This window comes from uncultured Halopseudomonas sp. (assembly GCF_963977355.1).
Taxonomy (GTDB): domain Bacteria; phylum Pseudomonadota; class Gammaproteobacteria; order Pseudomonadales; family Pseudomonadaceae; genus Halopseudomonas.
The window spans coordinates 102,990-121,328 of the sequence record NZ_CAXBOV010000004.1 but is presented as its reverse complement, the minus strand read 5'-3'; the positions used below and the strand labels follow the sequence as shown (position 1 = coordinate 121,328).

At 56.3% G+C, this 18,339-nt stretch carries 16 protein-coding genes; 6 read left to right on the top strand and 10 right to left on the bottom strand.

What is annotated here, in order from left to right:
• Positions 1–5: 5 nt before the first annotated feature.
• Together putA and AAC076_RS03150 are read right to left on the bottom strand one after the other, a co-directional pair.
• Complete coding sequence (gene putA, locus AAC076_RS03155) at positions 6–3,161, bottom strand: bifunctional proline dehydrogenase/L-glutamate gamma-semialdehyde dehydrogenase PutA (protein WP_339842921.1); 3,156 nt, start codon at positions 3,159–3,161, stop codon at positions 6–8.
• 252 nt (positions 3,162–3,413) lie between these two features.
• A complete protein-coding gene (locus AAC076_RS03150; protein WP_339842920.1) occupies positions 3,414–4,184 on the bottom strand; it encodes an AraC family transcriptional regulator in 771 nt (256 codons plus the stop codon).
• Positions 4,185–4,331: 147 nt separating this feature from the next.
• On the opposite strand from AAC076_RS03150, the gene lon reads away from it, so the two are divergent.
• Complete coding sequence (gene lon / locus AAC076_RS03145) at positions 4,332–6,740, top strand: endopeptidase La (protein WP_339842919.1); 2,409 nt, start codon at positions 4,332–4,334, stop codon at positions 6,738–6,740.
• Positions 6,741–6,808: 68 nt separating this feature from the next.
• On the opposite strand, the gene AAC076_RS03140 is transcribed toward lon, so the two are convergent.
• The gene (locus tag AAC076_RS03140) at positions 6,809–9,016 is read right to left on the bottom strand and encodes a FimV/HubP family polar landmark protein (protein WP_339842918.1); all 2,208 of its coding nucleotides are present in this window, start codon (positions 9,014–9,016) and stop codon (positions 6,809–6,811) included.
• Between the two features lie 349 nt (positions 9,017–9,365).
• On the opposite strand from AAC076_RS03140, the gene cmoA reads away from it, so the two are divergent.
• Together cmoA and cmoB are read left to right on the top strand one after the other, a co-directional pair.
• On the top strand, positions 9,366–10,106 hold the full coding sequence (gene cmoA / locus AAC076_RS03135; protein WP_339842917.1) for a carboxy-S-adenosyl-L-methionine synthase CmoA: 741 nt from the start codon (positions 9,366–9,368) through the stop codon (positions 10,104–10,106).
• The gene (cmoB, locus tag AAC076_RS03130) at positions 10,106–11,071 is read left to right on the top strand and encodes a tRNA 5-methoxyuridine(34)/uridine 5-oxyacetic acid(34) synthase CmoB (RefSeq protein ID WP_339842963.1); all 966 of its coding nucleotides are present in this window, start codon (positions 10,106–10,108) and stop codon (positions 11,069–11,071) included. Before cmoA ends, cmoB begins: the two co-directional genes overlap by 1 nt.
• A 15-nt stretch (positions 11,072–11,086) precedes the next feature.
• Here the strand turns inward: cmoB and AAC076_RS03125 are convergent, their stop codons facing one another.
• The 4 genes from AAC076_RS03125 to AAC076_RS03110 form a co-directional block, all read right to left on the bottom strand.
• Positions 11,087–11,881, bottom strand: a complete 795-nt coding sequence (locus AAC076_RS03125) for a thioesterase family protein (protein WP_339842916.1) — start codon at positions 11,879–11,881, stop codon at positions 11,087–11,089.
• A 124-nt stretch (positions 11,882–12,005) separates the two neighbouring features.
• Positions 12,006–12,698: a hypothetical protein gene (locus tag AAC076_RS03120; RefSeq protein ID WP_339842914.1), complete on the bottom strand. Its 693-nt coding sequence runs from the start codon at positions 12,696–12,698 to the stop codon at positions 12,006–12,008.
• Positions 12,685–13,722 carry a DUF697 domain-containing protein gene (locus AAC076_RS03115; RefSeq protein ID WP_339842913.1) on the bottom strand — a complete coding sequence of 346 codons (1,038 nt, stop codon included), beginning with the start codon at positions 13,720–13,722 and terminating at the stop codon, positions 12,685–12,687. Before AAC076_RS03115 ends, AAC076_RS03120 begins: the two co-directional genes overlap by 14 nt.
• Positions 13,719–15,077 (bottom strand): YcjX family protein, encoded by a 1,359-nt coding sequence (locus AAC076_RS03110; RefSeq protein WP_339842912.1) that lies wholly within the window; start codon positions 15,075–15,077, stop codon positions 13,719–13,721. The genes AAC076_RS03115 and AAC076_RS03110 overlap by 4 nt, the downstream gene beginning before the upstream one ends.
• Positions 15,078–15,158: 81 nt before the next feature.
• Here AAC076_RS03110 and AAC076_RS03105 point away from each other — a divergent pair, with 81 nt between their 5' ends.
• Positions 15,159–15,560, top strand: coding sequence for a TM2 domain-containing protein (locus AAC076_RS03105; RefSeq protein WP_150278964.1), 402 nt, complete (start codon positions 15,159–15,161; stop codon positions 15,558–15,560).
• Between the two features lie 72 nt (positions 15,561–15,632).
• A complete protein-coding gene (queD, locus tag AAC076_RS03100) occupies positions 15,633–15,989 on the top strand; it encodes a 6-carboxytetrahydropterin synthase QueD (RefSeq protein ID WP_339842911.1) in 357 nt (118 codons plus the stop codon).
• A 9-nt stretch (positions 15,990–15,998) separates the two neighbouring features.
• Here queD and AAC076_RS03095 read toward each other — a convergent pair whose 3' ends face one another.
• Positions 15,999–16,370, bottom strand: a complete 372-nt coding sequence (locus AAC076_RS03095; RefSeq protein ID WP_339842909.1) for a glutathione S-transferase N-terminal domain-containing protein — start codon at positions 16,368–16,370, stop codon at positions 15,999–16,001.
• 123 nt (positions 16,371–16,493) lie between these two features.
• Between AAC076_RS03095 and AAC076_RS03090 the strand changes: the two genes are divergently transcribed.
• Positions 16,494–16,727 (top strand): DUF3820 family protein, encoded by a 234-nt coding sequence (locus AAC076_RS03090; RefSeq protein WP_339842908.1) that lies wholly within the window; start codon positions 16,494–16,496, stop codon positions 16,725–16,727.
• A gap of 23 nt (positions 16,728–16,750) precedes the next feature.
• Here AAC076_RS03090 and AAC076_RS03085 read toward each other — a convergent pair whose 3' ends face one another.
• Positions 16,751–17,044: a YcgL domain-containing protein gene (locus AAC076_RS03085; protein ID WP_339842907.1), complete on the bottom strand. Its 294-nt coding sequence runs from the start codon at positions 17,042–17,044 to the stop codon at positions 16,751–16,753.
• Positions 17,041–18,183: a ribonuclease D gene (gene rnd, locus AAC076_RS03080; RefSeq protein ID WP_339842906.1), complete on the bottom strand. Its 1,143-nt coding sequence runs from the start codon at positions 18,181–18,183 to the stop codon at positions 17,041–17,043. The genes AAC076_RS03085 and rnd overlap by 4 nt, the downstream gene beginning before the upstream one ends.
• Positions 18,184–18,339: the final 156 nt, after the last annotated feature.

Genomic DNA, 18,339 nt, shown 5'->3' with positions numbered 1-18,339 from the left:
CCTGCTCATGGCTCACCATTGCCCAACGACAGCAGGCTGGCATTGCCGCCCACAGCTGTTGTGTTGATGGTGCGCGTGCGTTCTGTCACAAAGCGTAGCAAATAATGCGGCCCACCGGCCTTCGGCCCCGTGCCTGACAACCCCATACCGCCAAAGGGCTGTACACCGACAACAGCGCCGATCTGATTGCGGTTGATGTAGACATTGCCGATGCGGACCCGACGATCAATATGCAGCGCGGTATCTTCGTTGCGGCTATGAATACCCAGGGTCAGCCCGAACCCGGTCGCATTGATCTCATCGATCATCTTGTCCAGGGTATTGTTGCGCCAGGTAATGACGTGCAGTACCGGCCCGAAATGCTCCTTGTCCAGCTGACTGATACTGTCCAATCGGAAAGCCGTTGGGGTTACAAAATGGCCATCCAGGTTCGACGGCAAAGGCGTCTCGCCGATCAGGCGATCCTGGGCCTTCAAGGCCTTGATGTGCTTGTTCAGATTCTCGCGCGCATCCTCATCGATGACCGGCCCGACGTCAGTCGAGCGCTCGAAGGGGTTGCCCACATGCAGCTCTGCCATCGCGCCCTTGAGCAATTCCATGACACGGGGAGCGATATCTTCCTGGATGAACAGCACCCGCAATGCGGAACAGCGCTGACCAGCACTGGTAAAGGCCGAGTGCACAACATCCTTGACGACCTGCTCTGGCAATGCGGTGGAATCCACCAGCATTGCATTCTGGCCACCGGTCTCTGCCACCATCGGTGCGATTGCGCTATCACGGGCAGCGAGCGCCCGGTTGATAACGTGGGCAGTCTGGGTAGAGCCGGTAAAAGCAACACCGGTAATGCGAGTATCGGAGGTAATGACGCTACCAACCTGCTTACCATCACCCGGTAACAGTGCCAGCACATTGCCCGGCAAGCCGGCTTCATACATCAGCTCGACACAGCGCACCGCGAGCAGACTGGTCTGTTCGGCAGGCTTGGCAACAACGGTATTACCGCTGACCAACGCTGCCGATATCTGGCCCAGGAATATGGCCAGGGGAAAGTTCCACGGACTGATACAGGCAAAAACACCACGACCTTGCAGATACAGCTCGTTGCTCTCACCGGTAGGACCAGGGAGGGTAATGAGCGCAAAACGCTGGCGGGCCTGCACAGCGTAATAGCGACAGAAATCCACAGCTTCGCGTACTTCATCAATACCGTCCTGCAAACTCTTGCCTGCCTCACGGGTACAAATGGCCATCAATTCCGGCATGTGCTTTTCCAGCAGATCCGCCGTGCGTTCAAGTATGGCTGCGCGCTTGTCTACAGATGTGGCGTTCCAGGCCGGGAACGCTGCAGCCAGACCATCGATGGCGCTGTGGGTCTGCTCTGCCGTGGCCCAGATCACTTCGCCAACCTGATGGGAGAGTTCGTAGGGACACATGACTGCACGTGCATCACCCGAGAGGCGTTTGCCGTCAACCAGGGGAGCACCCGTCCAGCGGGCGCCCATGTGTTTGTCCAGCTCGGCCTTGAGTGGCAACCAGTGCGACAGGATATTCAGGTTGATACCACGTGAATTGCGTCTTTCGCTGCCGTAGATATCAACTGGCATCGGAATCCGATGATTGGCCTTCGACGCATGGCGTCGCAGACTGGTCAGCGGATGTTCAATCAGTGACTCGATGGGTACTTTCTTGTCCACCAGCTTGTGGACAAAGGACGAGTTCGCACCGTTTTCCAGGAGGCGACGCACCAGATAAGGTAATAGATCCTTGTGTGCACCTACCGGAGCATAAATGCGCACAGCGCAGGTATTCTGCTCAAGCACAGTGTCATAGAGCGCGTCACCCATACCATGCAGGCGCTGGAACTCAAAAGGACGATCGCCGGCCATAGAGAGAATGCAGGTAACCGTATGGGCGTTGTGAGTAGCGAACTGAGAATAGATAAGGCCTTTGGTCTGAGCGCTGAGCAGGTAGCGGGCACAGGCAAGATAGGAGACGTCGGTGCCTTCCTTGCGGGTAAAGACGGGATACCCATCCAGACCGGCTTGCTGGCTCAACTTGATCTCGGTATCCCAATAAGCGCCCTTGACCAGCCGCACAGGGATAAGATCGCCTTGCTTCTTGGCCAGCAGCGTTAGCCAACACAGCACCGGCAAAGCTCGCTTGCTATAGGCCTGCACGACGATACCGAAGTCGCCCCAACCCTTTGAATCGGAATGATTATAGATACGTTGGAACAGCTTCAGGGACAACTCGAGCCGATCAGCCTCCTCCGCATCGATAGTGATGCCGACACCACCCGCCCGCGCCTGACGTACCAGACCAAGAACCGTTTCGCTCAATTCGTCGAGCACCTGTTGCTCTCGGGCACTTTCGTAATGAGGATGCAGGGCTGAAAGTTTGATCGAGATGGTGGGCTTGGGGCTCTTGCCCTTGTACTTGTCTTCAGCCAGTGCGGCAATCGCACTGCTGTAGTCAGCCAGGTACTTGGCGGCGTCAGCACGTGTGAGGGCGGCTTCACCGAGCATGTCGAAGGAGTAGGTATAACCCCGGTCGCGTTGCTCCTTGGCGTTCTTCAGCGCTTCCTTGATGTTGCGACCCAGAACGAATTGCTTGCCCATGATGCGCATGGCCTGGAGCATCGCGTTACGGATCACCGGCTCACCGCTGCGCTTGATCAGGCGGCCCAGCACGGTGCCCGGAGTGCCATCCTGACGCTTGTCGAGGTTGACCACCTTGCCCGTCATGACCAGGCCCCAAGCGGCAGCATTGACCAGAGCACTTTCGCTCTGGCCAACATGTTTATCCCACTGGGCAGCATTCAGCTTGTCGCGGATCAATGCATCGGCCGTGTCGTCATCGGGCACCCGCAACAGAGCCTCGGCAAGGCACATGAGCATGATGCCTTCCTGCGTATCAAGACTGTATTGCTGAAGAAGCGCATCAATGCTGTCGCTGGCGTTGTCGCGCTTGCGCACGTCCTGAATCAGCTTGGTCGCCCGCTGCGAGAGTGCAGCCATATCTTCTGGCTCAGCCAACTTCTCCAGTTCAGTCAGGTAGTCGGACTCGTCGACTGCGTAGTTTGCGCTTACTACCTGAAGAAACTCATCGGGATTAGTATCGAGAAATGTGCCCTTTGGGGACTCGCTAGCCTTGAACATGTTGCTGTGCTCCTGTTCCGCCCGACTGCTCACGTTAAGAACCAACGCAGCCGAGATGAGAGATGCTTCCTCTCATAACCCTAGCCTATGGATGGCTTGCGGACGAATTTGCTTGTTGTTTTCATGCGTATTATTCCAGCCAGCGAACAAACGCATATGCCTTCAGGCCACTGTAGAAGGCGGCCAGGGGCGAATCTTGCAAAAACCGGGGATTTTGTTGCAAAAAACTCTGAAAAACGGCTAAGCGAAGGCTCAATACCCACCATTTAGCCGAAGTTTGCCTGGCGTGACGCCACAACGCTGACGTACGGCATGGGTAAGCGCACTCTGGCTGGAGAATCCGCAGCGACTGGCCACTTCGGAGAGTGGTATAGCGTCGTGACAGATCAAACGGACGGCTTCGTCAACGCGCGCTCCCAGCAGGTACTGATGCGGTGACTGCCCTGCCCGCTGCCTGAACAGGGTATGGAAGTGGCTCGGGCTGATATGCACCTGGGCAGCCATCTCGGCAACACTGACCGGCTGATCGAGCCGTTGACGAATGAAGGCATCGATTCGTGAAAGATCGAGGCCAGGAGGCTGCCGAACCTGCGGCGCACTCGAAAACAGCCGGTCATGCAGGGTGTGCAGCAAGACGCCACCGAGATGCCAGTTCAGAGGTCCTTCAAGGCTGTTGGGACGAGCCAACTCATGGGCAGCGAAATCCAGGAGGCCCTGCACGCGCTGATCCAGTCTGATAAAACGGGGCTTTTCAAACAGGCGTGATAAACCGTCCTCGGTAAATCCTGTAGCGGAGGGACCCTCCGTGGCAAGGTCGAGGATCAACATATCGTTACTGCCCCGGCCTGAAAATGCATGGGCTTCATGCCCCGGGACCAGGCAGGCGTGCAGACGGCTGACCGCGCCACCCTGACCCATCACCTCAAAATCCGCGCAACCGTTGAGTCCCACGATCAATTGGTGCTGGGCGTGGGCATGGGTCGAGCACTGCATGGGAAGATCAAGGACTCGAGTGCGAATCATACTAACTGGCCACTAGATACGGCTTTTCATAGTAGTCCCTGCTCGAGACAGTCACAACCCGGTGAGCAGCTATTGAAATACAAACCCTGCGACTCCATCTCTTATCCATACCCGGTGCAACGCAACCGTAGCGAACAGAGAGGCTCCATGACCGATAACGACAATGCACACTCCGATTACATCGAACGTGACGAACCAGACGACGAAAGCGCACGCACGGGACTGGCGATACCTGATCAGCGACTGCCTGACAGGTTGTACCTCTTGCCAGTCAGCAACCGCCCCTTCTTTCCCGCTCAGGTCATGCCGGTTGTGATGGATGAGGCTCCCTGGGCCGAAACGATCGAGAAAGCCTCCAGCACTCCCCATCATGCGTTATCGCTGTTCTTTGTTGACGGACCCTTGCGGGCAGACGGCGTGCTCGACTTCGACCGTCTCCCCGAGACAGGGTGTGCAGTCAAGATTCATCACTCAGTTAAGGAAGATGGCAAGATCCAGTTTATTGCACAGGGTATAACCCGAGTGCGGATCACCCAGTGGTTGAGCCGTAAACCACCTTATCTGGTTGAGGTGGAGTATCCAAAGGCACCCACCGACGAGCGCGATGAAGTGCGCGCCTATGCCATGGCCCTGATTAATGCGATCAAGGAGCTGTTACCGCTCAACCCCCTCTACAGCGAAGAGTTGAAAAACTATCTGAACAGATTCAGTCCTAATCAGCCTTCTCCCTTGTCTGATTTTGCCGCCACGCTTACCTCCGTCAAGGGAAGTGAACTGCAGGATATCCTGGATACCGTTCCAGTCCTGCGACGAATGGAAAAGGTGCTGGTGCTGTTAAAGAAAGAAATCGACGTTGCGCGGCTGCAGGGAGAGATCAGCGCGGAGGTCAATCGAACCATCAGCGATAGTCAGCGCAAATTTTTTCTCAAGGAACAGCTCAAGGTCATTCAGAAGGAACTGGGTCTGTCCAAGGATGACCGCACGGCGGATATCGAGCAATTTCGTGATCGGCTGGAGGACAAGGTTCTGCCCGATGCCACAGCCAAGAAAATAGAGGAAGAGCTGAACAAGTTGTCGGTTCTGGAGACGGGCTCCCCCGAGTACGCGGTGACGCGCAACTATCTGGATTGGGCTACTTCAATTCCCTGGGGTATCACCCATGCTGACAATCTGGATATTGCCCATGCGCGCAAGGTCCTGGACCGCGACCACGACGGCCTCAAGGATGTTAAAGAACGTATTCTGGAATTTATCGGACTGGGTGCATTCAAGGGGACGGTTTCGGGCTCGATAATGCTGCTGGTGGGACCGCCCGGTGTGGGCAAGACCAGCATAGGCCATTCAATCGCCGAAAGCCTTGGTCGCCCCTTCTATCGCTTCAGTGTCGGCGGCATGCGTGATGAGGCAGAGATCAAGGGGCACCGTCGAACTTACATCGGCGCGATGCCAGGCAAATTCGTCCAGGCATTCAAGGATGTCGGTGTAATGAATCCGGTGATCATGCTGGACGAAATCGACAAGCTTGGGAGCAGTCACCAGGGCGACCCGGCCTCGGCGCTACTGGAAACCCTGGATCCTGAGCAGAACAGCCAGTTTCTCGACCACTACCTGGACCTTCGTCTGGATCTGTCCAAGGTGCTCTTCGTCTGTACCGCCAACGTTCTCGACAGCATTCCCGGCCCCCTGCTAGATCGCATGGATGTAATCAGACTCTCGGGCTATATCAGCGAGGAAAAGCTGGCCATTGCCAAGAACCATCTATGGCCACGACAACTGGAGCGAGCCGGCGTGCGTAAAGGCCAGTTGCGAATCACCGACAAGGCCCTTCGCACCCTGATCGAAGGTTATGCCCGCGAAGCAGGCGTGCGTAATCTCGACAAACAGTTGGCAAAAATTGTGCGCAAATCGGTTATGCGGCTATTGGAGGACAGGGAACAAAAAATCAGCATCAAGCCCGAGAATCTTCCGTCCCTGCTGGGCTCTGCGCCCTTCCGCAAGGAAAGAATGCTCAAGGGAGTGGGGATCATTACCGGCCTGGCATGGACCTCCATGGGCGGGGCAACACTACCGGTAGAGGCCACTCGCATTCACACCCTGAATCGGGGTTTCAAACTGACTGGCAAACTGGGTGAAGTAATGAAGGAGTCCGCCGAGATAGCCTATAGCTATATCTGCGCCAACCTGAAAAGCTACAAGGCCGACCCTGAATTTTTTGACAAGGCCTTTGTCCACCTGCATGTACCCGAGGGGGCCACACCCAAGGATGGCCCGAGCGCAGGCGTCACACTGGCTAGCGCGCTGCTCTCATTGGCACGCAACCAGACTCCCCGCAAAAATATGGCCATGACCGGCGAACTGACGCTAACCGGACAGGTATTGCCAGTCGGCGGTATCCGCGAAAAAGTCATAGCCGCAAGACGCCAGTCCATTAACGAACTGATACTGCCCGAGGACAACCGAAGCGAATACGAGGAACTACCCGATTATCTGAAAAAAGGCATGCAGATTCATTTCGCCAGTCACTTCCGTGACGTGGCGAAAATGTTATTTGACTGAGCACAAAAAAAGCGACTCGCTGGTTCCCCATCGAGTCGCCTTTTAGTCAAGCAGCCTGATTTCAGACGTTACTTTTTATCCGAAGGCTTTTGATCTTCGTAATCGGTCGAACTAAAGTGCTTGTCCCGATCGTCGTCAAGCTCTTCCACCTGCGGGAACTTGTGCAGGCTGCTCTCGAACTCCTCTTCCGAAATGGTCCTGTCGGTATCACTCACTGCCTCACGCGTAGTACTTTTGCGCATCGGCTCAGGACTCAGACCATCAATCAGATCCCAGTCAGGGTCCAGAGTGAAATCGTTCAGATTCAGTTGGCTGGTATTTGATTCGTCGTGTTCTTCCTCGATACCAGAACGGAATTCGGAATCATCTTCCTCGTCGGTCAGCAGAGGCTCGACTCGGTCAACCTTTTCGACCACATCACCTTGATCGTTGAACAACAGAGGAAAACGAGCCTTGATCTGATCGATACGCTCAACGTCTCCGCCAAGCTCAACCACTTCCTCTTCCTGCTCGGCAAAAGCAGCACCATCACCCAGCTCAGCCAGGACTCGCAACTGCTTGTAACGCAGGTCAAGACGCTCGGGCTCTTCATCGATAGCCTTGTCGAGCATGGTGCGTGCTTCAGCAAAGCGACCATAGGTGACATACAGCTCTACACCATCCAGAGGATCGACAATGGCCTTGGCCGGTTGGGCAACCGGCCTGGCAACCATAGCCGGCACGGTAGTGACATTCGATGAGAAGCCACCATGGGATTCATCTTCAACTTCACGTGCAGCAACCACAGGCTCTTCTTCCTGCTGACGGCGGCGGGACAGCAACCAGCCCAACAGGAAAGCAATGAAGACCAAAGGCAAGGTCAACCAACTCAGCCAGGAGGAACCCTGTGATGTTTCAGGTTCTTCTCCGGGCAGAACGTTGGCTGCTACCGCACCGGCAGTAGGATCATCGCTTCCACCTGCGGCCGAGGGTCCAGAGCCAGCATCGCCGGCTCCGATTGAACCTGCCCCCGCCATACCGGCGAGCTCTTCATCCATTTCGGCTTCGGCCGCCTTGGCCGCACGAAGCACTTCAAGCTCTGCCTGGAGGCTGGCAATCTGGGCGTCACGGGCATCCAGCTCGCTCAGCAAGACATTGAATCGGCTTTCCAGGGCATTCAACCTGCCCAGCAGGGCTGCGGAGTCTGCATCAACTGCCTCGAGGGTAGTCTCCTCGATTCTCAAACGCACCTGAGCGCTATCTGGGTCCTCGACGGGTACCGCATCGGCAATAGGCGCATCGTCCTGGATCGCTTCACTAGTGGCGGCGACTTCCGGCGCATCGGACATCGAGTCAGTAGCAGGTTCCGCATCCTCGACCGGTTGCGCTTCAGCCATTTCGCTGACGTCCTCTTCAGGACGTGCGACTGCGGCTGCAGGTTCTTCGACAGCAGAGGGAGGAGCCGGAGCCTCTACAACCGCTTCTTGCGCAGAGTCCGAGCGCTCCAGCAGACTTCGGGGCGCCCCGGCAGTAACAAGTTGCTCCCTGGTCGGCATCGTCAGGGTATGGCCCTGGCGCAGCTTGTCGATGTCACCCCCAATAAAGGCCTCAGGGTTGAGTGCGTGTATCGCTGACATGCTCACGCGGATCGGCACTGAACTATCGGGACGCTGGCTGACCGCGATGTCCCACAGACTGTCACCGGCCACAGTGGTGTACTGCTGGGCGTCTGATTGTGGCTGAAGATCGGGCAGCGATTGGAGTGCAGTACTGGCAGGTTGAGTGATTGCCTGATCGGCCCTGGATGCAACAGGAGCAGTTGCGGTAGCAGGCGCACTGGTGACACGTGCCTGGGTCCGAGGAGCGGCAGGGGCAGTGACGCTAACCTTCTGCGGATCATACAGTGGTGGGTCTAGGAGCACCGTGTACTCGCGGAGCATCCGACCGCCAGGACGTCGCAATTCTACCAGGAAGTTCAGATAGGGCTCACGGACCGGTCGAGTAGATTCCACGCGAATGAGAAGTCGATTGTTTTCGACTACTGGCACAAAGCGCAGATCATTCAGAAAGAACGGACGGTCGATACCTGCCCTGTCAAAAGCGTCAGGTGCGGCCAGTGACACGATGATATCAGAGGCAGAAAGGCCCTGCGCATCCTGCAGCTGAATCGTGGCGCTCAGCGGTTGATTCAGCGAAGAATCAAGTCGCATTTCCCCCAGACCCAGTGCATTACTTACTCCCACATACAGAGCAGCCAATGAGGCAACTCCAACAATCACTTGGCGTTTGACTGCCATACCCTTTCCTCTTTTCCTGTAAGTGGCACCGATACCACCACTTGCGCTATCCGTCGCATTCCCTTTGGGGAGCGTCAATAGTTTTCGTTCTGCAACCCAATATAGGACAGTATGCCACCGCTCGAGACGTAAACGAACAGCAAAACGACCTGAAATGTCAAAAAAACCGCGCAAACAAGACAACTGAATATCAGCGCCATTCCCATGACAGGCTTTGATCCGGGATCCTTCACATGGAGCATGGCCGGTAGCCATCACGACGACGCAGTGAAGCAGTCAGGGTCAGATCCTGTCAAGTGCAGCCACTTCCGGTAATATGCCTGCTTTTCTGCCAGGTTGGAAACAGGCAATGACCGACACAGACAAGCTTTTTTCAAAGCCACTTGCTCAGATCAGCGACTTCGCATTCGATGACGAAGTCGTGCGTGTGTTCCCTGACATGATAAAAAGATCGGTTCCCGGCTATCCGACCATTATTGAAACCATAGGCCTTATTGCCGGACAGTACGCCCAACCAGACAGCCTGGTATACGATCTGGGCTGTTCGTTGGGTGCCGCGACACAGTCAATGCGTCGTCATGTGCGAGCCTCGGGCTGTAGGATCATTGCCGCAGACAACTCTGCACCCATGGTCAATCGCTGCCAGGAGTACCTGCTTGCCCAGGACGCCATGGTTGAGCAATTGACGCCAGTAGAGGTCATCGAAGCTGACATTTCCGAGTTGGCGCTGCAGCCCTGTTCGGTTGTGGTGCTCAACTTCACCCTGCAGTTCATCCCTCCTCCCCGACGCTTGAAGTTGTTGACGGATATCCATCGGGCACTGCTTCCCGGCGGGTTGCTGGTTCTCTCGGAGAAGTTGGCCTTCACTGACCCCCACACCCAACTGAGTCTGGAAACCATGCACTACGTTTTCAAACGGGCGAACGGCTACAGCGAACTGGAGATTGCTCAGAAGCGCAGTGCCATTGAAAAAGTCATGCAGCCTGACACCCTTGAAGTGCATCAGGACAGGTTGTCTCAGGCAGGCTTCAGCCGCAGCCATATCTGGTTTCAGTCCCTCAATTTCTGTTCGATGATGGCCCACAAGTGATCGATTACTCAGCTTTATATCTACATCTGGCAGAGACCAGCCTGACACATTGGCTGACCGACCTGCCAAAGGCTCTTGAACAGCGACTAGAAGGCGTCAATCATGGCGACATGGCCCGCTGGGAAGCAGCGGTAGCAAAGTTGCCGCCTGCCCGCACCACTTCTCTGGATGTGACTGCCACCGTGCGTGTGGGATCAGCAGGGGATCTCGACGCAGAAGAAAGCGAACAACTCAAAAACGCCTTGCGCGCTTTGCAACCTTGGCGCAAGGGCCCTTTCGAGGTATTCGGTCTCATGGTGGACTGTGAGTGGCGCTCCGATTGGAAATGGCAGCGGGTGAGCCCCCATGTGGATCTAAGGGGCAGAAAGGTCCTGGACGTGGGCTGTGGTAATGGCTACCACATGTGGCGCATGTGGGGCGGCGGAGCCGAAACAGTTATAGGTATCGATCCTAACCTTCTGTTTCTCAACCAATTTAATGCAGTAAAAAAATACATTCCAGATGCCCCGGTCTGGCAACTGCCTTTTACTCTTGAGGATTTGCCGGAACCTGCTGGCGGCTTCGATACCGTGTTTTCCATGGGTGTGCTGTATCACCGTCGCTCGCCCGTGGATCATCTGCTGCAACTCAAGGCCTGCCTGCGCCCGGGTGGTGAGCTGGTGCTGGAAACCTTGGTCGTTGAGGGCGACGCAGACACTTGCCTGCTTCCGGAGGACCGGTACGCGCAGATGCGCAATGTCTGGTTTTTGCCCTCTGTCGCCATGCTGGAAAAACTGCTGCGACGCAGCGGATTCACGGATGTGCGCTGCATTGATCTGAACGCGACATCTACCGCCGAGCAGCGCAGCACCGAGTGGATGCGCTTTCAGTCGCTTACTGATTTCCTGGACCCACTGAACCCCGAATTGACCGTCGAGGGCCACCCTGCCCCACTGCGTGCAACACTGATGGCGCGCAAGCCCTAATCGGCCGAATAAAACCTAACCAAATACCGTGACCGTCTGGCGGCTGATGGCGACAAGTGTCCCGTCTTCCCGCCAAACCATGGCTGAAGTATGGCCGTAGCCATCACGTGCATGGTCGATATTGGCCCGATAGAGAAGCCAGTCGGTATTCCCCAGGTCCGGCTGCGGCTGCACGAACTCTATGGTCCAGGTCAGCGAGCTCGCGGGAGCAAACCGCTTGAGATGAGGCAGAACGGCTGGCGGCCAGACATCCACAAGCCCGAGTATGTGCGCTTCATGCACGGCACCCTCATCCTCGCGAAAACGCATCCAGCCTCCCATTTCACGCTTCTTGCTGCCCGTGAACGGCATGTCGCCCAAGGCCCAGCGCACCGCAAAATGTCGCAGGAAAACCGGCGTCATTCCCTCGACATAGGGCATCTCGACACAATCGTTGACGGCTTTGACCGTAGGAGCAGGCTCGCTCGGAAGGAAAACGTCAGATTCACGCGAGGCACCGAAACTGCCCTGGACGATACACATTACCTGACCGTTCTGGCGCGCCATGCCCAACATTTGCGTGACTGCCTTCCCCTCGCGCAGTACCTGAGCCTCTACCTGCATGGCTTCTCCCGGCGCCACAGGCCCCACAAAGGTAATAGCCAGCGAACGCACAGGTCGATCATCTGACAATGCCGCCCGCATTCCCTGATAGACGAGCGCTGCCACAAGACCACCATAGGAGGCCCGCCCCTGAGCCCAGCTGGCGGGAATGACTACTTCCTGCTCCGGCGATCTGGCGAGCGCAGCGAGTAATTCGGCAAATGTCATTTTTCTGGTCCCATAATGTACGTTGCGGGCATATTAGGGCATGTCCACAGGACGGAAAAGCAGAACGGGCCATCATAGCAAAGGGAAATGCGCAGCTATGAATGGCCCATTGAAGCAGGTGCTGCTAAGGAGTAACTGAGAATAACCTTAGACCGCAGAGCCAGCCTATTGCCAGCCAGGCCGGAGGCATTTCCGGCCAATCGTCGGCACCCAGACCTTCCAGGCCGTGCTCTGGCTCACCTGCTCTAGCCAGTAAACGCTGATGCCACCATGCAATATAGTGGCCGCTGCCCGGGGTATAGCGGTTAAGCAGTTCCGCCCGCAGGCGCATTGGCAGTGAGGCGAAGAGCAGCTCATCCACGGCGGCATGAATCTGCTGCTCATTCTCCAGATACGCCGCTTCCGCTACCGTGGGCAAATCCAATCGGGCGGCGAGAATGCTCAACTGTCTGGCGTACTCTCGATGACTGTGAAGAGGATCGATCTGACTCCGCCAGTCCAGCTGCAGGCGCTCCAGCGCTTCCACCAGGGATCGCGCACCAGCAGCGGGCGAGTCCAGCAGGGTGGCCAACCAACGTCTCTGGTAGAGGGGTACTGAACCGAGCAACAAAACCAACTCGGCACTGCTTGAGCCCGCACGTGGCTGCCATTGGCCGTAATCGCCATCGGGTACGCGCTTGACTCGTTCACAGCGTGCAGGCCAGTCAGCCGGGACAAACTGCGACTTCAATTTATCCCAGCGCTTGCCAAGTTCCGTTGTGCGTTCTTTCAACCAGCGCTCGAACAACCATCGCGTGCGTGATTTATATGCTGTCATCCGATGTACGTCCCAGCCTTTCCCTGATGCCTTGTATGATACCGCGATTATCTTCAGCCAGCCCGCTCTTGTCCGGCAAGGGCACGGCGCGGCACAGGTCCAGAGTGAAGTGACCCAGACGTGAACTGTAAAGCCCTATACCTATACCCTGCCCCACCCGCGCCGCGAGCTTTTCCATCAGCCCCGAGAGAACGCTGTCGCTGAGTGCGCCAATGGCCATCTCGCTACCTCCGGCCAGGGCAATGTTACGCAGTACGTGCCTGGCCAGGCGCCACTTACCCAATTGACCTATGGGCAACCCATAGCAAATGGCAACCCGTTGCATCATGCGGATATTGCGCCAGACCACCAGAATCAGATCAACCGAGACCCAGGGGCTGGTGGCGACCAGCATGCCGGTCCCTACCGATTCATTACGGATCAACCGGCGAGCAAGAACATCCAGCGGTTGATAGAACTGTGAATTTAACCGGCGGCTGATTTCTTCGGCAGTATAGGACTGGTCTAGATCCGCACAGACGCTATTCATCGATTCCGCCAATGGCGTGTCGGCGTACAGCGCCTGCAATCGATCAAGCCAATCCAGGGCCAAGCGCTCCTCTGGAACGCGCAAGGCCATGCGCATTTCCTTACGGAGCTGCTCCAGGGCACTCAGTCTCTGACGTTGGCGGCGTACCGCATTCCAGCCAAGCAGGCCGGTGCCCGCGAGCAAAACTCCTACGCCACCAAGCAGGGCGCCAGCCAAAGGGTTCCACGACCATGCAGCGAGAGACCACTGGGTCCATTCCACTGCCGCGCCGCCGAGTACCACTGACAGCACCATGAGACCCAGTCGCCGGGGCCAGGGACTCAATGGCGGCGCATTATCAATGCCGGTCGGCATGGGTGCCGAGGTCCCCGTTGGACGCAAGTGATATTCAACCTCTTCCAGCACGCGAGCATCCTGCTGCACCTGCTCAGGCGCCGGCTCCCACGTCTCGAGGATCTGCGGCCCGTCCTGCTGTTTTTCCCGATCGGTCTTCATGGTTGGCGGCCCTCCAGAATCCAGCCGGCCAGTTCATCCATCCGGAAATGCGGAAAAGGTTCGTTGCGATGCAGTCCTGACGGGGGCCTGAGATGCAGAAGTCTGGGACCAGCGAACTGCAGATCCAGGGGCAGATGTGACGGGACCGATACTGGCTGATAGCGGATAAACGCAGTCTGGCCCACCAGACCACCAATCATCGTTTCACCTTCCTGATCAGCTGCCCGAATGGCAGCCAGGGGAAATCCCTGTACCTCCACGCCACCGTGTCGTACCTCGGAGATACTGTCAGTCACCAGATCCTCCAGGCACTGCTGCACGGACCGCTGCTGGGCAGGCGCAACCTGGTCCACCTTGGTGGAACAGATAGCCATTCGACTGATGCTCGGACTGAACAGGCGCTGTAGCAACGAATTGCGGCCGTAACGGAAACTGCCCATAACCTCTTCGAGTGCTTGTTTCAGGTCTGCCAATGCGGCTTGTCCAGCCTGCATGGGTGTCAGCATGTCGACCAGGAGAATTTGTCGATCAAGCTGCCTGAAATGCGCATCGTAAAAACCTTTCACAACAAAATCCCGGTAGTAATTGAAACGCTCTTCACACTGCGCCCACCAACTCCCCGCAGGTCCCTCGCTATAGCGATTGGCAGCGAGCAGGGGCACGAAGAGCAGCATGTCTGCAGCAACGCCACTGCCTGGAAGCAGGAAACGTCCCGGCTGATTGCGTGACAGGCCGGCCTCTGCACGACACCGAAGCATGAATGAGGTCCAGTCCGCAGTCAGTTGGCTCAACAGCGACTGATCGCAGGTGCCTGCCGGATCGATATCCGCCAGCCTGTCATGCAGATCGCCAGCCAGTGATTTCCGCGGCTCACTGTTGAGCAATGCAGCCATCTGTTCACACCACTGCCCATATTCCAGACCCAGCAAGGGTAAATCGAGTAACCATTCTCCTGGATAATCGAGCAACTCAATACGAAGCGAGCGATTGCCCTGCAGGTTTTTCAGCAAGCCCTCCGGTCGGAACTGCAGATCGATCACGACCCGCGCCAGATCTGCTGTTGAGGAAGGCCATTGTGCCGGGCTGGATGCCAACGCACCAAGCGCTTCGAGATAGTGAAAGGGCCGTGTTACACCTTCGCGTTGCCAGCGTACGGAAACCAGTCGATCGAAGGGTGCGCGCCTGGCGAGTAAGCCGCGCTGATGATTTTCCAGTTGATTGATCAGACTGGTAATGAAGGTTGTCTTCCCTGCACCGCTTAGCCCGGTTACTCCGACGCGCACGGTATGGCTGCCCAGACGAGTAATCCTGTCCTGAGCTTTTTTGATCCAGTTCACAGTTTCGGCAGTCGCCATGCAGATGCCCCGATAATCATTTATGGTCTACCCTCTTTCACAGTATCGCACAGTCAACCATTCAATCAGAGGTCGGTCCTGATGGCCTATTCAGACACGCACAGTAAGACTATCGGCTATCTTTTGTGGATTTTCGGTTTCATGGGAGCTCATCGTTTCTACTACGGCAGACCCATTACCGGCACGATATGGTTCTTCACTCTGGGATTCTTTCTGATTGGCTGGATTGTGGATCTGTTTCTGATCCCTTCGATGGACCGCAGCGCCGATAGGCGGTTCCGTAGTGGGCCAGTGAACTTCAATCTGACCTGGGTACTCCTGACCTTTTTGGGGATTTTTGGCGCCCATCGCCTTTACATGGGCAAATGGATAACAGCAATACTGTATTTCTTCACCGGCGGCCTGTTCCTGCTGGGCGTTTTATATGACTACTGGACGCTCAATGAACAGATTTCTACCCGCAATATGCAGCGCGAATGGTAGGGGCGCTGCGAGTACGGGGCTTGTTAGGGTAGAATTGCGTTCCTCACACAGCCCCCGCATTAAGGTAGTCCCGTGGAAATATTCAAGGAATTCACGTTCGAATCAGCCCATCGCCTGCCCCATGTACCCGAGGGTCATAAATGTGGCCGGCTGCACGGTCATTCGTTTCAGGTTGGCGTACACGTGCAAGGCGAACCAGACCCGCATACTGGCTGGATAAGAGACTTTGGCGAACTCAAGGCCATTTTCAAGCCTATCTACGAGGTTCTTGATCACAACTATCTCAATGACATTCCTGGCCTTGAGAACCCTACGAGCGAAGTTCTGGCAAAGTGGATCTGGCAAGAGCTCAAGCCATTGCTGCCTGAGCTCTGTCAGATCACCATCAGGGAGACCTGCACCAGCGGCTGTGTATACCGTGGAGCTTGAAGCCGATTATCAGGCGGCTGCAAAACGGTCCTCGAGGTAGGCACCAATTACCTTGGATTCGTACAACCAGGTTACCTCACCCTCTTCCTCGATTCGCAGGCATGGCACCTTGATTCTGCCGCCCTGCTCGAGCAGTGTCTGACGATCCTGGGCATTATTCTTGGCGTCCTTGAGTGTCACAGGTACGTTCAATTTGTGCAGCGTGCGGCGGGTTCTGACGCAGAAGGGGCAAGCCCTGAATTGATAGAGCTCTAGCCCGGCCGCAGCCTGATCTACCGCTGCCTGATTTTCGGGGGTCCGTTTCATCTTTCTCGGACGGGTAATGAAGTCTATAAAGATGATCAGATTACCCAGGCCGTTGCGCAGCGCTTTAGCTATCATATTGAATCCTGTTTGCTGTGTGTGATGGTAGAGATGTAATGGCGGACAGGGTACGCGAGTTTGCGTCCATCAGCCTGCCAGGCAGCAGTTGCTACCCTACGACTTTGTAACCGGGAGAGAACAATGGCCCCAGAGGATCTTCTATTACTGGTGAGCAGAGAAATGCCCTTTGGGAAATACCAGGGACGGGTAATAGCGGATCTGCCGGGACACTATCTGAACTGGTTCGCCCGCGAAGGCTTCCCCTCTGGCGAAATAGGACGGCTGCTAGCCCTGATGCAGGAAATCGATCACAACGGCCTTAGCTATCTGCTCGACCCTCTGCGCTCTGAACCTCGCCCGTATCGAAGCCAATAGCCGCAGTACCTGAACCGCAACGTTCAGATCGGATCGTTGCGGTACATCAGCTCGTCGGGCAGATGGATCAGATATTCGTCTTCCCTGGGTGGCATCTGCAGGTGATAGCCCTGGGATTCAAGGTTGGCCAGAACCTTGTGGATGTCTTCCCGCGCCAAAGTCCTCTGCTCGGTCAATACCAGATCCATGGCCAGCTCCGCCTTGCCAAAGAGCTGCATAAGGGATTCGGGAAGCTTGGTCAGATCAGTTTTACGCGGCACATACAGGTACATACCCTGCTTGCGCTTGCTGCGGTAGATAGAGCACATCACTTTCATTGGTTGGCGTCCTTGGCATTGGCAATGGCTAACAACTCATCACCCATCAACTCACGTCGCCAGCCGATGAACTCCTCCGGCAGGGAATACGGACCTCCGGGAAAGCCAGTTCGTACCAGCGCTTCAATAGTTTTCTTGCGTAACACAATCTCGGGAGCAATGTTCAGACGCTCGGCATGCCCCTGCCCTACCTTGCGTAAAGCTTTCAGCAGCTTGTTGGCCTCCGCGGGGAGCGGCTCAGGCAACCGCTCCGGCCATTCACTCGCAGGTATCTTCTGCCCCTCGCGAATGAGCTCGAGAATCTCGTTGCCGTGCTGACGTACCGTACGCGGATGCATATCCTCAATGCGTGACAACGCCTGGAGATTATCTGGCTGGCGCTGGGCGAGCGGACACAGGGTTCTCTCACGCAGCATGCGGTTACGTGCCTGGTCGCGTCTGCGGGCCTCACGCTCACGCCAGCTGGACAGTAACTTGAGCACGGCCAACTCTTCGCGCTTCAGTCGCCAGGCTTGCTTGACGTTCTTGTACGCCGTCTCCGGTTCTTGAATACGTTGGGCTGCAGCCACTTGCTCGGCCGTGTCCTCTAGGAGCCAGGGTGTCAGACCCGCTACTTCGATACGGGGCGCCATCAGTTGATAAAGCTCAGCAAGATGCACTGTATCAGCGGCCGCGTATTTGAGCTGTGAATCGCTCAGAGGGCGTTGCAACCAGTTGGAGCGGGTTTCTTCATTGGACAGATCGATATCCAGCAGCGCCTTGACCAAACGCGAATAACCCATCGAGAAACCCATGTTCAGATAAGCGGCCGCCAACTGGGTATCAAACAGCGGAGCCGGAGCTGCGCCACACAGCTTGAGGAAAACCTCGATATCCTCACTGCACGAATGTAGGACCTTGATCACATTCGGGCTACGCAGTACTTCGACCAAAGGGGCCCAATCGCTTATTGCCAGCGGATCGACGAGAAACGCTTGCGTCCCGTCGCTGACCTGAATCAGGCCGGCAATCGGATAGAAGGTTTCAGTTCGTTCGAACTCGGTGTCTACCGCGACATAGGGCCGCTCTAGCCACTGTGAGCACCAACGAGCTAATTCGGCATCCTGATCAATCATCAGGGGGTCAGGCGATTGGGTCATATCAACGTGTTCCTTTTTCAGCAGCGCAGTATAACCGATGAATCACCGGTTCGCGGCGCAGCAAAAATCATGGATTGCGATCAAGTTTGATCCGCGTCAACCGATACCAATTTGGTGGCTCTATAATCGCAGCCCGGCGTATAACCATAACCATCA

Coding starts and splice junctions, on each gene's coding strand:
- AAC076_RS03105 (WP_150278964.1), top strand. CDS start 15,159: ATGGCCTATTCAGACACGCACAGTAAGACTATCGGCTATCTTTTGTGG.
- lon (WP_339842919.1), top strand. CDS start 4,332: ATGACCGATAACGACAATGCACACTCCGATTACATCGAACGTGACGAA.
- AAC076_RS03115 (WP_339842913.1), bottom strand. CDS start 13,722: ATGAAGACCGATCGGGAAAAACAGCAGGACGGGCCGCAGATCCTCGAG.
- rnd (WP_339842906.1), bottom strand. CDS start 18,183: ATGACCCAATCGCCTGACCCCCTGATGATTGATCAGGATGCCGAATTA.
- AAC076_RS03110 (WP_339842912.1), bottom strand. CDS start 15,077: ATGGCGACTGCCGAAACTGTGAACTGGATCAAAAAAGCTCAGGACAGG.
- AAC076_RS03085 (WP_339842907.1), bottom strand. CDS start 17,044: ATGAAAGTGATGTGCTCTATCTACCGCAGCAAGCGCAAGCAGGGTATG.
- cmoA (WP_339842917.1), top strand. CDS start 9,366: ATGACCGACACAGACAAGCTTTTTTCAAAGCCACTTGCTCAGATCAGC.
- putA (WP_339842921.1), bottom strand. CDS start 3,161: ATGTTCAAGGCTAGCGAGTCCCCAAAGGGCACATTTCTCGATACTAAT.
- AAC076_RS03090 (WP_339842908.1), top strand. CDS start 16,494: ATGGCCCCAGAGGATCTTCTATTACTGGTGAGCAGAGAAATGCCCTTT.
- AAC076_RS03150 (WP_339842920.1), bottom strand. CDS start 4,184: ATGATTCGCACTCGAGTCCTTGATCTTCCCATGCAGTGCTCGACCCAT.
- AAC076_RS03140 (WP_339842918.1), bottom strand. CDS start 9,016: ATGGCAGTCAAACGCCAAGTGATTGTTGGAGTTGCCTCATTGGCTGCT.
- AAC076_RS03095 (WP_339842909.1), bottom strand. CDS start 16,370: ATGATAGCTAAAGCGCTGCGCAACGGCCTGGGTAATCTGATCATCTTT.
- AAC076_RS03125 (WP_339842916.1), bottom strand. CDS start 11,881: ATGACATTTGCCGAATTACTCGCTGCGCTCGCCAGATCGCCGGAGCAG.
- AAC076_RS03120 (WP_339842914.1), bottom strand. CDS start 12,698: ATGACAGCATATAAATCACGCACGCGATGGTTGTTCGAGCGCTGGTTG.